The 16427-nt window shown below is 43.3% G+C and carries 15 protein-coding genes; 14 read left to right on the top strand and 1 reads right to left on the bottom strand.

Annotation, left to right across the window (positions count from 1 at the left end; translation table 11 throughout):
• Positions 1-5 precede the first annotated feature (5 nt).
• Genes L3Q72_RS19635 through L3Q72_RS19625 form a run of 3 tightly spaced genes read left to right on the top strand, consistent with a single transcriptional unit; the run spans position 6 to position 3115 of the window.
• Positions 6-1532 carry an ABC transporter substrate-binding protein gene (locus L3Q72_RS19635; protein WP_275132244.1) on the top strand — a complete coding sequence of 509 codons (1527 nt, stop codon included), beginning with the start codon at positions 6-8 and terminating at the stop codon, positions 1530-1532.
• Positions 1525-2334: an ABC transporter ATP-binding protein gene (locus L3Q72_RS19630; protein ID WP_275132243.1), complete on the top strand. Its 810-nt coding sequence runs from the start codon at positions 1525-1527 to the stop codon at positions 2332-2334. The genes L3Q72_RS19635 and L3Q72_RS19630 overlap by 8 nt, the downstream gene beginning before the upstream one ends.
• The gene (locus tag L3Q72_RS19625) at positions 2327-3115 is read left to right on the top strand and encodes a dipeptide/oligopeptide/nickel ABC transporter ATP-binding protein (RefSeq protein ID WP_275132242.1); all 789 of its coding nucleotides are present in this window, start codon (positions 2327-2329) and stop codon (positions 3113-3115) included. Before L3Q72_RS19630 ends, L3Q72_RS19625 begins: the two co-directional genes overlap by 8 nt.
• 41 nt (positions 3116-3156) lie before the next feature.
• Here L3Q72_RS19625 and L3Q72_RS19620 read toward each other — a convergent pair whose 3' ends face one another.
• Complete coding sequence (locus tag L3Q72_RS19620; protein WP_275132241.1) at positions 3157-4689, bottom strand: sigma-54 dependent transcriptional regulator; 1533 nt, start codon at positions 4687-4689, stop codon at positions 3157-3159.
• Between the two features lie 272 nt (positions 4690-4961).
• Here L3Q72_RS19620 and L3Q72_RS19615 point away from each other — a divergent pair, with 272 nt between their 5' ends.
• The 11 genes from L3Q72_RS19615 to L3Q72_RS19565 all read left to right on the top strand — a co-directional run bounded on the left by L3Q72_RS19615 (position 4962) and on the right by L3Q72_RS19565 (position 16337).
• Positions 4962-5300, top strand: coding sequence for a helix-turn-helix transcriptional regulator (locus L3Q72_RS19615; protein ID WP_275132240.1), 339 nt, complete (start codon positions 4962-4964; stop codon positions 5298-5300).
• Between the two features lie 226 nt (positions 5301-5526).
• Complete coding sequence (locus tag L3Q72_RS19610) at positions 5527-7632, top strand: BglG family transcription antiterminator (RefSeq protein ID WP_275132239.1); 2106 nt, start codon at positions 5527-5529, stop codon at positions 7630-7632.
• Positions 7633-7708: 76 nt separating this feature from the next.
• A complete protein-coding gene (locus L3Q72_RS19605; RefSeq protein ID WP_275132238.1) occupies positions 7709-7990 on the top strand; it encodes a PTS sugar transporter subunit IIB in 282 nt (93 codons plus the stop codon).
• Positions 7991-8006: 16 nt separating this feature from the next.
• Complete coding sequence (locus L3Q72_RS19600) at positions 8007-9278, top strand: PTS transporter subunit IIC (RefSeq protein WP_275132237.1); 1272 nt, start codon at positions 8007-8009, stop codon at positions 9276-9278.
• Positions 9279-9295: 17 nt separating this feature from the next.
• Positions 9296-9766, top strand: a complete 471-nt coding sequence (locus tag L3Q72_RS19595) for a PTS sugar transporter subunit IIA (protein ID WP_275132236.1) — start codon at positions 9296-9298, stop codon at positions 9764-9766.
• Entirely contained in the window at positions 9759-10640 is an 882-nt protein-coding gene (locus L3Q72_RS19590; protein ID WP_275132235.1) for a dihydrodipicolinate synthase family protein, read from the top strand. The genes L3Q72_RS19595 and L3Q72_RS19590 overlap by 8 nt, the downstream gene beginning before the upstream one ends.
• A complete protein-coding gene (locus L3Q72_RS19585) occupies positions 10640-11263 on the top strand; it encodes a cyclase family protein (protein ID WP_275132234.1) in 624 nt (207 codons plus the stop codon). The genes L3Q72_RS19590 and L3Q72_RS19585 overlap by 1 nt, the downstream gene beginning before the upstream one ends.
• A 49-nt stretch (positions 11264-11312) precedes the next feature.
• Positions 11313-12176: an NAD(P)-dependent oxidoreductase gene (locus L3Q72_RS19580; RefSeq protein ID WP_275132233.1), complete on the top strand. Its 864-nt coding sequence runs from the start codon at positions 11313-11315 to the stop codon at positions 12174-12176.
• Positions 12160-12558, top strand: coding sequence for a secondary thiamine-phosphate synthase enzyme YjbQ (locus tag L3Q72_RS19575; RefSeq protein ID WP_275132232.1), 399 nt, complete (start codon positions 12160-12162; stop codon positions 12556-12558). The genes L3Q72_RS19580 and L3Q72_RS19575 overlap by 17 nt, the downstream gene beginning before the upstream one ends.
• Before the next feature lie 120 nt (positions 12559-12678).
• A complete protein-coding gene (locus L3Q72_RS19570) occupies positions 12679-13605 on the top strand; it encodes a LysR family transcriptional regulator (protein WP_275132231.1) in 927 nt (308 codons plus the stop codon).
• Between the two features lie 128 nt (positions 13606-13733).
• Positions 13734-16337, top strand: a complete 2604-nt coding sequence (locus tag L3Q72_RS19565) for an FIST N-terminal domain-containing protein (RefSeq protein WP_275132230.1) — start codon at positions 13734-13736, stop codon at positions 16335-16337.
• Positions 16338-16427: the final 90 nt, after the last annotated feature.

The raw sequence follows: 16427 nt of genomic DNA, 5'->3' as shown, positions 1-16427 counted from the left end.
AATAGATGAAGATACTAACTCCCCTGGTAACCGCGATGGCACTGATGCTGCCTATGTCGGCAGTGCAGGCCGCGCCGCAAGAAAGTACCGTAAACATGTCTGTGTTCTGGCTGGATGGTGATATCGAGCCGACCACAAGCTGGAACGGCTGGACCGTTGCCCGCGTAGGCATTGGTGAAAACTTGATTCAGATCGATGAAAACCTGCAATTTAAGCCGGTTATTGCCCAAAGCTGGAAACAGGTTGATGAACTGACCACTGAGTTTACTATCCGGGACGGCATTAAATTTCACAACGGCAAAGTTGCGGATGCAAAAGCGGTAAAAGCTTCTCTGGAAAGAGCGCTTGAAATGACCAACCGTAAAGACATGAAAATCCCGGTTGATACAATTGAAGCCGATGGTAACAAGCTAACTGTAAAAACCACACGTCCATACGCAACACTTCTGAATATGCTGGCTGATCCAGTGTTTATCATTATTGATGCGCAGGCGGCGTCAGAGAACCCGGATGGATTTAAATACCAGCCTGTGGCTACCGGTCCATTTATGGTGGAGAGCTTCTCATCTGAAACCGGCATCGTGATGAAAAAACATGCGGACCACTGGCGCGGAGAGCCTGGAGTCGACAAGGTTAATGTAAAATACATCTCTGATGAAAGCACCCGTGCTATGGCTCTGCAGTCTGGTGAACTTGATTTTGCACCACAGATAAGCCCGGCGGATCTGACGGTCCTTGAAAAAGATGAGAACCTGAAAGTGCTCAGCAGCCCGAATCTAAGGATCTTTTTTGTCCGTACCAACTTTGCTAAGCCCTGGATGAAGAGCCCTGAGTTCAGACAAGCGATCCACCATGCGATTCACAAAGATGTATACGCAGAGAAAATTGCCGGTGGTATCCCAGCGCGCGGTCCTTTTAACCAATTGCTGCCATTCGGCCACAAAGGCGCGGACTCATACGGCTACGATCAGGAAAAAGCCATTCAGCTGCTGGATAAAGCGGGCTTTGTTGACACAGATGGCGATGGTATCCGCGAGCTTGATGGTAAAAATATCGTACTTCAATATATCAGTATGACCAACCACGGTGCTCAGGCGCGAAACATTGGTATCGCGATGCAGTCTGAGCTGAAAAAAGTGGGCATTGGTATGGAAGTGAAGCAGATGGAAAACCATACTGAAGCCGCTAAGCAGGGCCAGTACGACTTCCTGTTTGAAAGATGGACTTCAGCTCCGACACTGGATCCTCAATACTTCCTGTCCAGCTTCATCGCAGATTCTCACGGCAACTCAGGTAAATACAGCAACCCGAAGTTTGACTCACTGATGGACGAGCTAAGCCGCACCATAGATAAAGAAAAACGTACTCAGTTGGGCGCGGAAGGTGCCAAAATGCTGATGGATGACGTATCGGGCATATTCCTGTTCTATCAGAAAGGCAACGTGGTATATAACAAACGAATTTCTGGCGTGCATAAATTCGTTTCTGAAGTTTACTACATCGATGAAAGACTGAAGCTTGCCAATGACTGATAAAGATAACCGGCCACTTGTTGATGTCCGGTCGTTGTCAATCAGCTACCCCGGAGGGCATAAGGCTCTCCGGGATGTCAGCATTAGTCTTCAGCGCGGAGAGATCCTCGGAGTTGTAGGAGAAAGCGGCTCCGGCAAAACGACGCTGATCCGCGCTCTTATCAATCTGCTGGGGAGTGGCGCTGTGACAGAGAACGGCAAGTATGAATTTGACGGGGTGGATACCGCAGCGCTTTCAGCAGAGCAGTGGCGACAGTTGCGGGGAGGACGGATTGCGATGATCTTTCAAAATCCCGGTGCATCACTGAGCCCGATGGTTTCCGTTGAGAGACAATTTGTTGAGGCGATTCGTAACCATAAAAACCTGACTAAGCAACAAGCGAGACTGCTGGCGTTAGAGGAGATAGAAAAGCTCAGGCTTAAGGATCCCGAAGCCATCTTAAGCTCCCGCCCCTGGCAGCTTAGTGGCGGAATGAAGCAGAGAATCGCCATCGCAATGTCACTGGCTATGAATCCTGAGCTTATTCTGGCGGATGAACCCACTTCTGCACTGGATGTGACCACACAGGAAGTGGTGGTTAAGGAACTAAATGCCCGCAGGAAACAGTATGGTACCTCGGTCATCATGGTCAGCCATAACATCAGCGCCTGTGCATCCATTGCTGACAATTTGCTGGTAATGAAAAATGGGCAGATAGTCGATTATGGCTCAGTGAAACAGGTTATTTCACGTGATGAAGATACCTATTCCGGCCAGTTAGTGCGGGCCATTCCTCACCTAAAGGCGACAAGAAGTGAGTAGTACACAAAAAACCTTGTTAGAAATCCGGCAACTGGACAAATTCTTTGAGCAGAAGGGGGAAGTAACCCATGTGCTGAAAGATATTAACCTTAAAATCCGGGCAGGAGAATGTGTTGGAATCGTCGGCGAGAGCGGGTCGGGTAAATCCACACTGGCCCGTCTGCTCTGCCGGATCCATAGTCAGGATTCCGGGCAGGTTCTTCTCAGGGGAGAAGAGATAGGTTCCATAAACCTTATGGACTATTACCAGCAGGTTCAGATGGTTTTCCAGGATCCCCTGAGTAGCTTCCCGCCAAGAATGAAGGTGAAGCAGTATCTGCTGGAGCCCTTTAAAAACTTCAAAAGGCTGAAAGATATCAATCCGGACACTCATGCCAAAGCCTTGCTGGCTAAGGTAGGACTGGCCGAGGATATTCTCACCCGTTATCCCAATCAGCTTTCCGGTGGACAGCTACAGCGTATTGTTTTTGCCCGGGCTACAGGTATCAACCCTTCATTGCTTATTTGCGATGAGGCGACCTCGGCTCTGGATGCCACCATACAAAAGCAGGTTCTTGCTGTGTTTGAAGAACTGAGAGAAGAGTTAGGTTTTGCCTGCATATTTATCACTCATGATCTGGCCCTGGCTGAAACCCTTTGTGACACCATCCATGTTATGGATAACGGGTGTATTGTTGAAACCCTGGTGAGCGGGAATCTGGCACAGGAAGCCATTCATCCTTCTACCCGGCGCTTAATTGACTCCAGCTTTGCGATGTCAGAAGCGGTATCCATGGTCTGATATTCGCGTTAAATAATTAAAGAGCCTTCTATCCTGTCGCGTTAGCTTTTATATTCAATTTCCATCTTCTTTATCCGGCTTCGTAGCGTATGAGGGTTAATATCCAGAATTTGTGCGGCACCGTCAGGGCCTTGTATCTTTCCTTTTGTTAACTTCAGAACCCTTTCTATGTGCTCTTTATTCAGTTCATTCAAAGTTGCTACTGCTGAAATTGATTGGTTATTCAAAGAACTGACAAAAGAAGGCCTGTCTTCGTTTGTATGAATATCAAACTTAACAGGTTTTCCCTGAGCGCAGATCACCGCTCGCTCTACAACATTAGCAAGTTCACGAACGTTGCCCGGCCAGTGATAAGACTGCAGTTTATCTATTTCTCCAGAGGCAATTTCAGGCGTGGGGATATGGAACTTCTGGCTGCTTTGTGAAATAAAATAGTTGGCAAATATCGGAATATCCTCCAACCGGTCTTTCAGGGCCGGTACTTTTATAGGATAAAGGCACAGCCTGTAATAGAGATCGGCCCGGAACTCACCTGCTTCTACCATCTCCTCAAGAGAGCGGTTGGTTGCAGCAATGATGCGTACATCGACCTTGATAGTCTCATTGCCGCCCACTCTTTCGATTTCACCATTTTGCAAAACCCTTAACATCCTTACCTGAGCGGCTTTTGAAAGTTCGCCAATCTCGTCAAGAAAGATGGTGCCTTTGTGAGCTCTTTCGAAGCGCCCCAGCTTTTTCTCCAATGCGCCGGTAAAAGATCCTTTTTCGTGACCGAACAGTTCGCTATCAACAAGTTCTTCCGGGATGGCTCCACAGTTAACCCGGATAAAAGGTTCATTTTTACGCAGGGATTGCTGCTGAATAGCATTTGCAATGATGTCTTTACCAACCCCCGTTTCTCCGGAAATAAGCACTGGAGCATTGGTGGCGGACACTTCAAGGACTTTTTGCATTGTCTGTTTCAGCCCGCTATTGGTTCCGATTACCTGAGACTGGGAAAACTTTTTAATTCTGTCTTTGAGAAGAGCGTTCTCATCCACTAGCTTGGCGTGCATCTCTAATATTTTCAGGTGTTTTAAGCTGTTAGAGACTGCAATACCGAAAGGAGAGTCCAGAGAGGTGAAAAGTTTTGCATCATCTGTGGTAAAGCGGTTTTCACCCCTTGCAAGCAATACAATGTCGCAGATTCGTTCGGTGCCAACTTTTACACGGGATATCAGGTGCGAATATATATGGTCTCCATAAATAGGTTTTAAATTCTCCTGGACCATAACGCTGATAGGATCGTCCAGATAGTTATTCACTATCCTTATATCAAGGTCATATTCCCAACGTGGAAGATGTTGCCAGTTTTTTTTAACGGGAATAATGATATCGCAAAGGTGCCCCTGCTCGCTGTCTGCTGTTGCGTGAATTTTTAGAGAGCCTAAGTTTTCATCCCACAGGTGGACAGAAATTACATCACAAGGGATCACAGTCGATAAAAATGTGATACAGTTTTTTAACCCTTCTTCAATATTTAAGCTACCTGTTAATGCTTCTATAGCATGACGGTAAAAACTATTTCTTTCCATGGTCTTAAATTAAAGTTGCCTAAGATACCTTAATTTATCAGTTAGCTGATGATATTTCGTTGTGATATATCACACAACTAGGAAATATCACAGGTATGGATAGGCGGAGTTGAAATTACTCTGTAAGGGTGGGTCCTATCTCATTGATTATAATGTGATTTGTTTTTACTAAACAATTGGCTTGCATATTGCCTATATGATGAATTACAGCCCTAATTATTATTTTAATTAAGTTCCCTTTGATGGGAGTATTTATCTTGTGAGTATTTATTATGTTGCATCCTAATTCATCAATATACGACTTTCCTAATATTTGGGAAGGAGATGGTTGCGAAGATCTTGCCAAGGTGATTCGTTTGTCACTGACGCATTTCGCCAGCGATCTCCTTACAAGCCGGGAACGAGATGTGGTTTCCTTAATTATTCAGGGATCTGGCAATAAAGAGATAGCGGATAGCCTGGATATATCTGTTTGCACGGTAAAAGTGCATCGTAAAAGTGCTTACGGAAAACTTGGAATATCTTCTGTGGGAGAGCTGTTTCAGGCCTTCTTGCATCACCTTGTGCGCTTTTCATCTCAGGTTGCACCATTTGCTGAGTCCGCTGCGTAATGATAGCGGCAGAGTACTGAAGCGCTATAGACGGCTAGTCGTTTATTTTCTCTCTTGCTCTAACCATATAATGTAGTCAGCATTCTGTGTGTTAGATCTCATTTTTTAATAAGTGCAATGAACGCACGAAATTGCACTTATTAAACACGCAAAATCATCCACCACGTACTTATTGCATTTCGAAACTGTAATCATAGAATAGAAGCATAAGAGATGAGGTTTGATTATGTTGTCAGTTAGAAAACAAGAGATACTGAAAATTTTATATAACTCACAGGTTCCGGTGACAGCAAAAAGAATTGCGGAATTAAATAATGTGAGTGTAAGAACCATTCAGTATGACTTGCGTGATCTAACCGAGTGGGCAGCATCGAACGGCATTGATATAAAGACAAAACCTCATGTTGGAGTCACTCTTAATAACAGAGAAAAAGTAAAAGAGTTTATTGATATAGACGGTAGCAAAACCCGGGTATATGCAACAAATGATGAGCGTTATAACATGACTCTTATCATGCTGTTACAGTCATACGAGCCGTTAAAAACTACTGATTTGGCTGATAATTTCTTTGTGTCTAAATCGACGGTGTTGCATGATCTTGGCAAAATTGAAAATGAGCTGAAAGACAGAAAAGTAGGATACACCAGGGATAAAAATGGATTTTTAATAAACATTGATGAGAAGTCTCGCCGAAAGATAATCATGGATGTGATCTACAGCAATATTAATAAACAGAGACTGGTAGAGTATTTCTTTCAATCAGATTATTTTTTATTAAATGATAATAAAAATCACAGTATCAATAAATTTGTGAATAATTTGGTTGACAATTTAGATACTGACGATATTAAAAATAGAATCTCAATAATTGAGTCTAAGCTGAGCATAAAAATTACCGATCTATCCTACGCCGGTATCATTATGCATATAGCATTATCTATTGAACGGCTAAAAATGAACAAGCCGATTCAGTTGGATAAAGAAGAGTTATCCCAGCTAAAAAAACTGGATGAATATAAAGTTGTTACCAATGTACTTATGCCTCTTGAGGATCTGTATGCAATCAAGCTGGATGAGAACGAAGTGGCTTACCTGGTTCTGCATATACTGGGCGCTCAGTTAACCGAGGTTGAATCGATAAACAAAGATGACATGTCCAGAAAACTGGTGGATCTTATCTTTGAAGAGGTTGAGCTTGAGTACGGCGTAAACCTGAACGACAACTATGAGCTGAAAAACAATCTGTTTGTGCATGTTAAGCCTGCGGTTTTACGCATCAAGTATGATGTCAGTGTTATAAATCCGGAGCTGGAGACAATTAAAAAGGACTATCACCGTTCTTACATAGTGTGCCAAAGGGCGGCTCAGCGGTTTAACCGTTACTACGGAACGGATATCTCCGATGATGAAGTGGGTTACCTTGTTATCTATATTGAGCTTGGCCTGGAACATGTCACGCCGCACAAGAAGATGAATTTGTACCGTGCCATTGTTGTTTGCGGAATGGGGATTGGCAGTTCAAAGATTTTAACCAACAGAATAGAGACAGAATTTTCGAATATCAGGGTTGTCGACCAGTTATCGATTAAAGACATTAATGATTATAACCTTAGCGATATAGATATTGTGATTTCCACAGTAGATATGTCAGTGACACTGAGTAAGCCTGTTATTGTGATTAATCCGATTCTTACTCAGGAAGATATCAGACGTATTGTTGCGTACTTTTTATCTACCGGGTATTCGGATATACAGCTGAGTCAGTATTCAAAAATGCTTAATATTATTGACCAGCACTGTACGATTAATAATAAGGAACAGCTTGAGCAGGATTTGATGAAGCTGTTAGGGCTGAACCGGAATACGGATTTATCACAGAACTTAATGGATGTTCTTCTGCCTGAATGTTGTCAGATCAACTTAAAGGCTTCCAATTGGGAAGAGGCGGTAACAAAAGCCAGTGAACCACTTGTTAAGTATGGCTATATTAAAGACAGTTATGTGGAAGAAATAATCAGACATAAAAATAAATATGATCATTATTTCTTAATCGGAGACAGTCTTTCTATGCCACATGCTTCACCTAAAGCGGGGGTATTAAAGATAGGTGTTGCCCTGGCAGTATTAGATGAGCCAATACTTGTTACTAAGAATAATAAAAAAGTAGAAATAAAAATAATACTGGTGTTAGCTGCAATAGATAACAACCAGCATAGCAAAGTGATAATGGATATTGCAGAAATATTTAATATTGATGATGTGGTAGAAAAAATAGAAGCGGTAAACACATCATCAGAGCTCTATTCTTTATTGCAAGATATATCGAGATAAAGAAAGTAAGATAAGAATTTCTAATAATCATCAAATATGATGAAAATAATATAACGTAAACAATAAGGTATAAATTATGATTAACGTATTATGCGTCTGTTCTGTAGGCGTAGGCTCTAGTCTTATGCTTAAAATGAATGCCGAGAAAATTTTCACTTCTCATGGTGTAAAGGTAAAAGCTGAAAATACAAATGTTTCAGGCGCGGGTGGATTAAAACCTGACGTATTGATTACTACACCGGATATATTTCCACAAATAAGAAACTGCGATGCCAAGCAAACTATTATCATGGACAACATGGTGAGTAAAAAAGAGCTTGGTGAAAAGATATCTTCAATTATTGACCAATTTAAATAAAAACTGAGGTGCACAGATGGAATTTTTAAATTTTATTGCAACTCAAATCTTTGGTCAGCCGGCGGTTTTGTTTGGTCTGATCGTATTAGTCGGTCTGTTACTTCAGAGAAAATCCAGCAGTGATATTTTGATGGGTACGGTAAAAGCCATCATTGGTTTTTACGTACTGATGGCCGGTGTCATCCTGCTACAGAACGCGATTAACCCAATCGTGTCCTGGATTCGCGAGATGATTGGTGTGGAAGGTGTACAGCCGCAAGAATTCTTCGTCATGGGTGTTGTGATGAAAGATTTCGCGGGGCAGGTTGGCCTGGCGGTGGTTATCGGCTTCGCACTGAACCTGCTACTGGCGCGAATAACCCGCTACAAGAATGTCGCCATTACCGGACACCTGATGCTGCACTGGTCTGCATGGATTGTGGGCATGGTTGCCGCAACAAACCTTCCTGGCTGGGGTGTGGTGCTTCTGTCTGGTGTTATTTGTGGCCTTCAGTACTGGATTAGCCCGACCATTATCGGCTACTTCATGCGCAAATCAGGAAAAATGACCGATGAATACACAGTTTATTGTCATGAAGTAACAGGTATCGCTTTTGCCAGTGTGGTTGGTAAGTGGGTTGGTAATCCTGACAAAACCTGTGAAGACATCAATGTGCCTGAAAGCATGGCCTGGCTGCGTGACTCTACGGTAAGTATGGCGATCATCGCTGCGGTTATCTGGGTAACACTGGGTGCGGTTGCGGGTCCTGAAATCGTTGGCAAAACGGCTGGCGGACAAAACTGGATTATCTACCTGCTTCTTCTTGCAATGCAGTTTGCCGGTGGTCTGACAGTGCTTCTGCAAGGTGTGCGTATGTTGATTGCCGAACTGGTTCCTGCATTTGAAGGTATTGCTGAGAAGTTTGTTCCGGGTGCACTGCCTGGTCTGGATTACCCAACTGTATTTGGATTTGCGCAAAACGCTGTATTTATCGGCTTCCTGTTCAACCTGATTGGTGCTGTGCTGGCTACGCTGGTCATGGTGATGATGAACGCTCCGATTATCGTGCTACCAGCGGTTTGGATTAACTTCTGGCAGGGCGGCATCTTAGGTGTATTTGCTGATGTTTATGGTGGCCGCCGAGGCGTAATTTTCACAACCCTGGTTGCAGGCTTTATTTCTGCCTTCGGATGGGGATTCATTTATCAATACCAGGGAATCGCTGCTGATTCAGGTGCTGTATACAACTATACCGATAGTGCAACTTACGGTGCAGCTCTGGCCTGGTTAATTAATCTAATCCCTTAACAGGAGGACGATATTAGATGTTGTATGAGATGTTAAAAAATAATCTGGTCAAAGTGAAGGTAGAGGCCGGTGATAAATATGAAGCTGTTCAGTCTGTTGGTCAATTAATGTTAGATGGTGGCTTTATTGAATCACGCTATATCGATGCAATGATTCAGACAGTAAAAGATGAAGCGCAATATATTGTTATTACTAAAAATGTAGCAATGCCTCATGCGAGACCTGAACAAGGGGTTAAAAAAGTTTGCGCTTCAGTTATTACCCTGGCCGAGCCCGTAATATTTGGCCATGAAGAAAACGATCCTGTGAAGTTAATTATTGCTCTTGCTGCAACAGACAGCACAAGCCATATCGAACTTATTCAGGATATTGCAGAGGTCTTCGACGACGAAGAACTTATTGAAAAACTAATTAACAGTGAAACAGAAACAGAGTTTCTTGAATTAATTAAATCTAAAGTGAACGAAGGAGCATTTGAAAATGTTTAGAATGAAAGGTGTTGTACCCCCAATGATTACCCCATTTACTAAAGATGGTGACCTTGATATCCCTGGATTGAGAAAATTGGTTCGCTACTTACGTGATGAGGTTGATGGCCTGTTTATCTGTGGCTCATACGGTGCGGGTGCCCTGATGTCTGTGGAAGAGCGTATGCAGGTTGCTGAAGTAGTGGTTGAAGAAACCGAAGGTAAGATCCCTGTTGTTGCTATGGTAGGCTCTACAAATAACCGTGACTCGATTGCTCTGGCACAACACGCAGAACGTGTTGGTGTAAAAGCGGTAGCCGCTGTTGGCCCATACTACTTCAAGCATAACTCTCAGGATCTGGAAGATTTCTATGGCGACCTGATTGATAGCGTTGATATTCCGGTATACCTGTATGACAACCCTCAGTTCCAGGGTTATGAAATCTCACTGGATGTGATTGAGCGCCTGAAAGCGAAAGGTCTGGCTGGTATTAAAGATGCAACTTTCGACATCCTTACTTATGCCCGTAATGAACGTGTACTGAAAGATGACTCGTTTGATTTGGCACTTGGTACAGAAGCAATGTGGCTTTCAGCAAGAGCGCTTGGTTGTGAAGCCTTTATTCCTGGCCTGGCAAATGCCTTCCCGGAAATCTGTCAGAAGATGTACAAAGAAGGTATGGAAGGGGACTATGACAAGTGTCGTGAAACCCAGTTCACAGTCAACGAAATGCGCGATGTAATGTACCTTGCTAAGTCTACTCAGCTGGCTATCTACTCAATGCTTGAGATTCGTGGCATCGTGAAGTGTTACCCTCGCAAGCCATTTGTACCGGCAACGGAAGAAGAAAAAGCAAACATTAAAGAAGCACTGGTGAACCTAGGAATGATCTAATGAAAATTCATGACATCTCAGTCCCGTTTTCGGAAGGGATGATGAAATATCCATCATTAGCGCCTTTCGAAAGAAAATGGTTGAGAAGTTTTGAAAATGGAGATCAAAATCAGGTTTCATATATTCAGGCACCTTCCCACGTAGGAACACATTTAGATGCACCCTGCCACTATATTAAAGGCGGGAAAACAATGGATGATATTCCGCTAGAGCGTTTCTACGGAAAGTGCCAGGTAATAGAAGTACCGGATGAATATCCAGCCGTCAGTAAAGAATTTTTATCCAATATTAAATTCGAAGCAGACAAAATTATTTTTAAAACTTCAAACCTAAAATACCGAATGGAAGAATTTAAAGATGATTATGTTTATATAGAGAGCGAAGCTGCTCAATATATAGTAGATCAGGGAGTTAAATTTGTTGGTGTTGATTATGTAAGTGTTGATGCCAAAGTTTCTCCGGATAAACCATCTCATATGATTCTGTTAGGTAACGAAGTTATTATTATGGAATGTGCTTATGTAAAAGACATCGAACCTGGTGTTTATACGCTTAACGCTTTTCCTCTGAAAATAACCGGAGCCGAAGGTAGTTTTTGTCGGGCTACCTTATTAGAAGACTAAATATAAGTGGCTCTCTATGAGCCACTTTTTAATATTCAATAGGTGAAACATGAAAGTAGCAGTTTTTGGTGCTAGTGGATTATTCGGTGAAGAAATTGCCGACGTATTTGAATCCAGGCATGAAGTTATCCGATTTAAAGATCCGTCAGAAGGTGATGTTTCAAAGATTTATGAAATAAAAACGAAACTGGAAGCCATCAACCCGGATTTAATTATTAACGCAACAGGCTATCGTCACCCGGACAACTGTAAGCGTCATCGTGATATTGCCATTGCGGTAAATACACTTGGCCCGAAAAACCTGGCTTTGATGGCGACAAGACTTGGCAGTGCCTTTATGCAGGTAAGTTCGGATTCAGTGTTTAGCGGTGATACCAAATGGCCATACTCTGAATTTGATACGCCGGATCCAAACAACGTATATGGTCAGTCAAAGTATCTGGCAGAAAAGGCCATTCAGTCAGTGTGCCCTAACCATTACATTGTCCGGGTTCCGATGCTGTTTGGCTTTAAAGGAGCAGCGGAAGAAAACCTGATGTTCCAGACCTGGCAGAATATGAAGGATGGCACTCTGATGGAAGGGGCAACCGATCAGATCTGCAATCCAACTTATACTAAGGACGCCGCAGAGAGCATGCTGAAAGTGGCTGAATCCGGACTGTTTGGTATTTACCATATCAGCAATGAAGGGCTGGGTTCCCGTTATGATCTCTTGGTTGAGTTTGCCAGAATTGCAGGATTGCCACACAAAAGCATCTTAACTTCCAACTCTGAAAGCAAATATGACAAGCGCTCTACCTATACCGCATTTAATGCCATTGCTTTCAAGAATACCTTTGACGTTGAGCTGGATGACTGGAGAACGGCATTAAGAAGAATGTATGAGGATTACCGCTATGCTAAAGAGAACTGAGCTTAGCTGCGCAACTTTGGGCCGGGATGGCTTTACCGATATCACTGAGCAGGTCTCTGCGTTTATCCATGATGAATCAGGAGAAGCCATTGTTCAGCTTTTTCTTCCTCATACCACAGCCGGATTGGTGATCAGTGACAAAATGGATACGGTCACTAAAGATACGCAGATGATCTTTTCCAGGCTGTTTCCTGAGAAAGATGATTATGTTCACCGGTCGCCGAACTCTGATGCTCATGTAAAATCGGTGCTGTGTGGTTGTGAGTTAACTGTTCCGGTAAAAGATGGCGAACTTCTTCTGGGTGAGTGGCAGCGTATATTTGTTGTCGAAGGCGATGGCCCGAAAGAAAACAGGAAAGTGATCTGTAGCTATATCCACTGAAACAAAGCCCTCTGATGAGTTAAATCACCAGGGGGCTTTGCTTATCCATTCATAAACCTTTATTTGAAAAAAAATGCCACAATATACCTAATAAAGTTCTTTTATATATCAGGTTAAGTTATGGATTTTGCCAGCAGACTTGAGTTGTTGTTAGAAGTATCCAGACATGGATCCTTTGCTAAAGCAGCAGACCGCCTCAATATTGACCGTTCAGTATTGTCCAAACAGATTAAGCAGCTTGAAGACTCATTAGGTGTCCGGCTGCTTAACAGAACCACTCGTTCTGTTTCGTTAACCAGCGTTGGTCAGGAAATCGTTCTGCAGGCAGAAAAGGTAACCGATCTGCTGAATGAGACAAAACAGATTGCCGAAACCTTTCACAGCGAGCCGCAAGGGCATATCCGGATATCCAGTACAACCATGTTTGGCCGCAAGTATCTGCAAAAGGCGGTTGAGGTGTTTGCGGTCAAATACCCAAAAGCCAGTATCGAACTTTATCTTGATGATCACCGTGTTGATATGATTGGTGAACGATTTGATCTTGTATTTCGTATCGGCCCTATCCGTGAGTCCAGCATGATAGCGCGAAAACTTGCTGACAACAGTGTTGCTCTGGTGGCTTCTGAGGCATTTATTGAGAAGCATGGCTTACCTCAGACACCTGAGGAGCTGGTGGAACTGCCTTCCATCATCTATTCAAACGGCGACATTCTTATGAACAAGCTGCAGATTTCATCCGGCCCTGATATTGCTGAGCCTCGCTCATATAACATGTGGGGGCAATATATGGTTAACGAAACAGAGTTGATTTTAGAAGCTGTTAAGGCCGGACTGGGGTATGCGCAGATAGGCCATTTTATGCTTTCTGAAGACATCAAATCTTTGGGACTGGTTCAACTGCTGCCTGAGTATCAGTTACCTTCATATGGTGACATCTATGCGATGTACTCCCACAGAAATCAGCCGCCACTGGTGAAAGCCTTTATTGATACGGTACAGGAAATTGTCGGTACGCCACCGGTTTGGGCAAAGAATTTCAATATTTAGACAACCACTGCATTTAGCCTGAATTATTTACAAAACGTTAACTCTATCCAATTTTGGTACTTATTGTAGAACTAAGATTGATTAGAACTATAACTCCAATATGTTGGCGATAAACGGCAGGGACTGCATTGAGACTTTATAACCACTCATTTCAATCACTCGATAAATTTCAGGCTTTCATCAGTGTTAACGGAATACCGGATAACAGCCAGGTGCTTATCCAGGTATTTATCAGTGGCAAAGAAAATGATGAGATCAGCGCTGTGCTGGCTGATATCAGAGAAGTGCTCCCCAGAGCATCAATAATTGGCACGACTACCGCAGGTGTTATTGCGGACGGGGATATCATCGACGATGACGTGATCATCTCCCTGTCTGTTTTTGAAAGCACCAGCACAGAGACTATCTCTTATTCGGGCCTGTCGCCTGAAGAGATAGTCAGCCATCTTCATACCAGGATAAATCAGAGAACAAAGCTGGCAATCATATTTGCTAATACTTACCGTTTTAACTCACCTGAGCTTTTAAAGAGCCTTACTGAAAAGCATCCGGATCTGGCCATTGTGGGCGGGAATGCCGGAGACGGTATCAGATTTCAGAAATGTACCGTATGTACTGAGAAAACATTTGATGATGATGTGGTAATTGGCCTGCTGGATTCAGATGTGTTGCAGGTAGATACAAATTACCGGATGAACCTGCAGGAAATCGGCGCGGAGTTTACGATAACAAAATCAGAGGGTAATACGGTTTATGAGATCAACGGTAAACCCACACTTGATATTTATGAGAAGTATCTTGGTGCTGAGGTGGCCAGTAATCCGGCCGTTTACGGAAATAGTTTTCCGCTGCTTTTTACCAAAACAAAGGTTAATATCGCCCGGGGACCGGTTGCCGCTGATAAAACCACTGGTTCGGTAACGTACGCAGGCGATGTTCCGCAGGGAACGACGGTCCGGTTTGGCTTTGCTAACGCTCAGCAAATTGAGAAAGAAAACCAGAAAGATCTGCTTCAGCGTTATGAGTTCTACAATGAAGCCGCTTACATATACAGCTGTGCGGCAAGAAGGCAAATCATTGGAGTGTCATTAAACTCGGAAATCCGGTATCTGAATAAAGTGGCGCCAACCTCAGGCTTTATTACCTACGGTGAGTATTTCCACGACAAGATAAACGTCTGCAACAGTTTTTTGAATGATACCACCACTTATGTGGTTCTTAATGAGTCAACGCCTTCTGAAAAGCTCTCTATTACGGTGGAGCCAACGGAAAAAGATATGGAATCCGTTCGCCTGAATGCATTGTCGAATTTTATTGCAGAGACAGGGAAAGAGCTGGATGAGACGATTCATTATTTAGGGCAGTTCAGAAAATGCGTGGATGAAGCTGCGATATTATCCACCACGGATGAAACCGGGCATATAAGTAGCGTAAACCAGAACCTGGTGGACGTTTCCGGTTACACCGAGAGGGAACTTCTGGGGATGAGTCACGATGAGCTAACGGATTCTGACACCGTAAAAGAAATTCGTGATGAACTGCTTAATACCATTACCTCAGGCAAAATGTGGAAAGGTTTAGTCAAAAACCGCAAGAAAGACGGAACGCCTTATTTTGTGCTGGTTGAGATATCGCCTATCTACAACAAAGACGGATCAGTCAGAGAGTATCTCAGCATACGGAATGATGTTACAGAGCTTCAGGAATACCGGAAAATCCTGGAAGACAAGCTTGATATCACCACCGCAACACTCAAGGAAAAAATCCACTATACCAGCCAGTACGAAGATGCCGTTAACTCTGCTATTGCGGTGGTAAAAACCAACAACGACTATGTTATCACCTACGCCAACAAAAAGATGGTTGAGCTTAGCGGTTACAGCCATGACGAACTGATAGGAACAAAAAGCGAGAAATTCAGGCACAGTGCGTTTGCACACCCCAGCGTAGGTGGTGAAATCCGGACAAAGCTTGCTAAAAAACAAAGAGTTGAAGATATATTGGTTAATGTGGCCAAAGATGGTCAGGAGTACACGGTTTCCAACCTGTTTGTGCCTATTCTCGATCTGGACGGTAAGGTTATAGAGAATCTGGTCCTGATGCATGACATTACCGATATTACCAAGCTCTCTGATGAAATCCTGGCAACACAGAAAGAAGTTGTCTTTACCTTAGGTGCCATCGCAGAAAGCCGCTCAAAAGAGACGGGCATGCATGTTAAACGTGTTGCTGAGTATTCCTATCTGCTGGCCAGACTCTACGGGTTGAACGATAAAGAAGCCGAATTACTTAAGCAGGCCTCTCCAATGCATGATATTGGCAAAGTGGGCATTCCAGATGACATCTTAAATAAGCCGGATAAATTAACCCGGCAAGAGTTTGAGATAATGAAAACCCACGCTGAGCTTGGTTATGAAATGCTTAAGCACTCTCAGAGAGAGATATTTAAAGCCTCTGCAACCGTAGCTCACGAGCATCATGAGAAATGGGATGGTAGCGGATATCCGCGCGGATTAAAGGGAGAGGATATCCATATTTACGGACGAATTACCGCCGTGGCTGATGTTTTTGATGCTCTGGCTCAGGATCGCCCATACAAAGAAGCGTGGAATATATACAGAATTCTGGACCTGTTTGAAAAAGAGCGGGGGAAGCATTTTGACCCTCATCTGATTGACCTGTTCCTTGGTAATATTGATAAGTTCCTGGAAATTAAATACACCTTGAGGTGAGGTACCTGAAAACGCAGGATTTTCAGGCAATTTGATTGTGATCAGTAGAGCGTAACCGATATTCCGTAGAATGAAATCATACTCACTAAT

Origin of the sequence: Vibrio sp. JC009, from assembly GCF_029016485.1 — a bacterium.
Taxonomy (GTDB): Bacteria; Pseudomonadota; Gammaproteobacteria; order Enterobacterales; family Vibrionaceae; genus Vibrio.
Note: the sequence above shows the minus strand (reverse complement) of the source record. Positions and strands in the feature narration are given on the sequence as shown.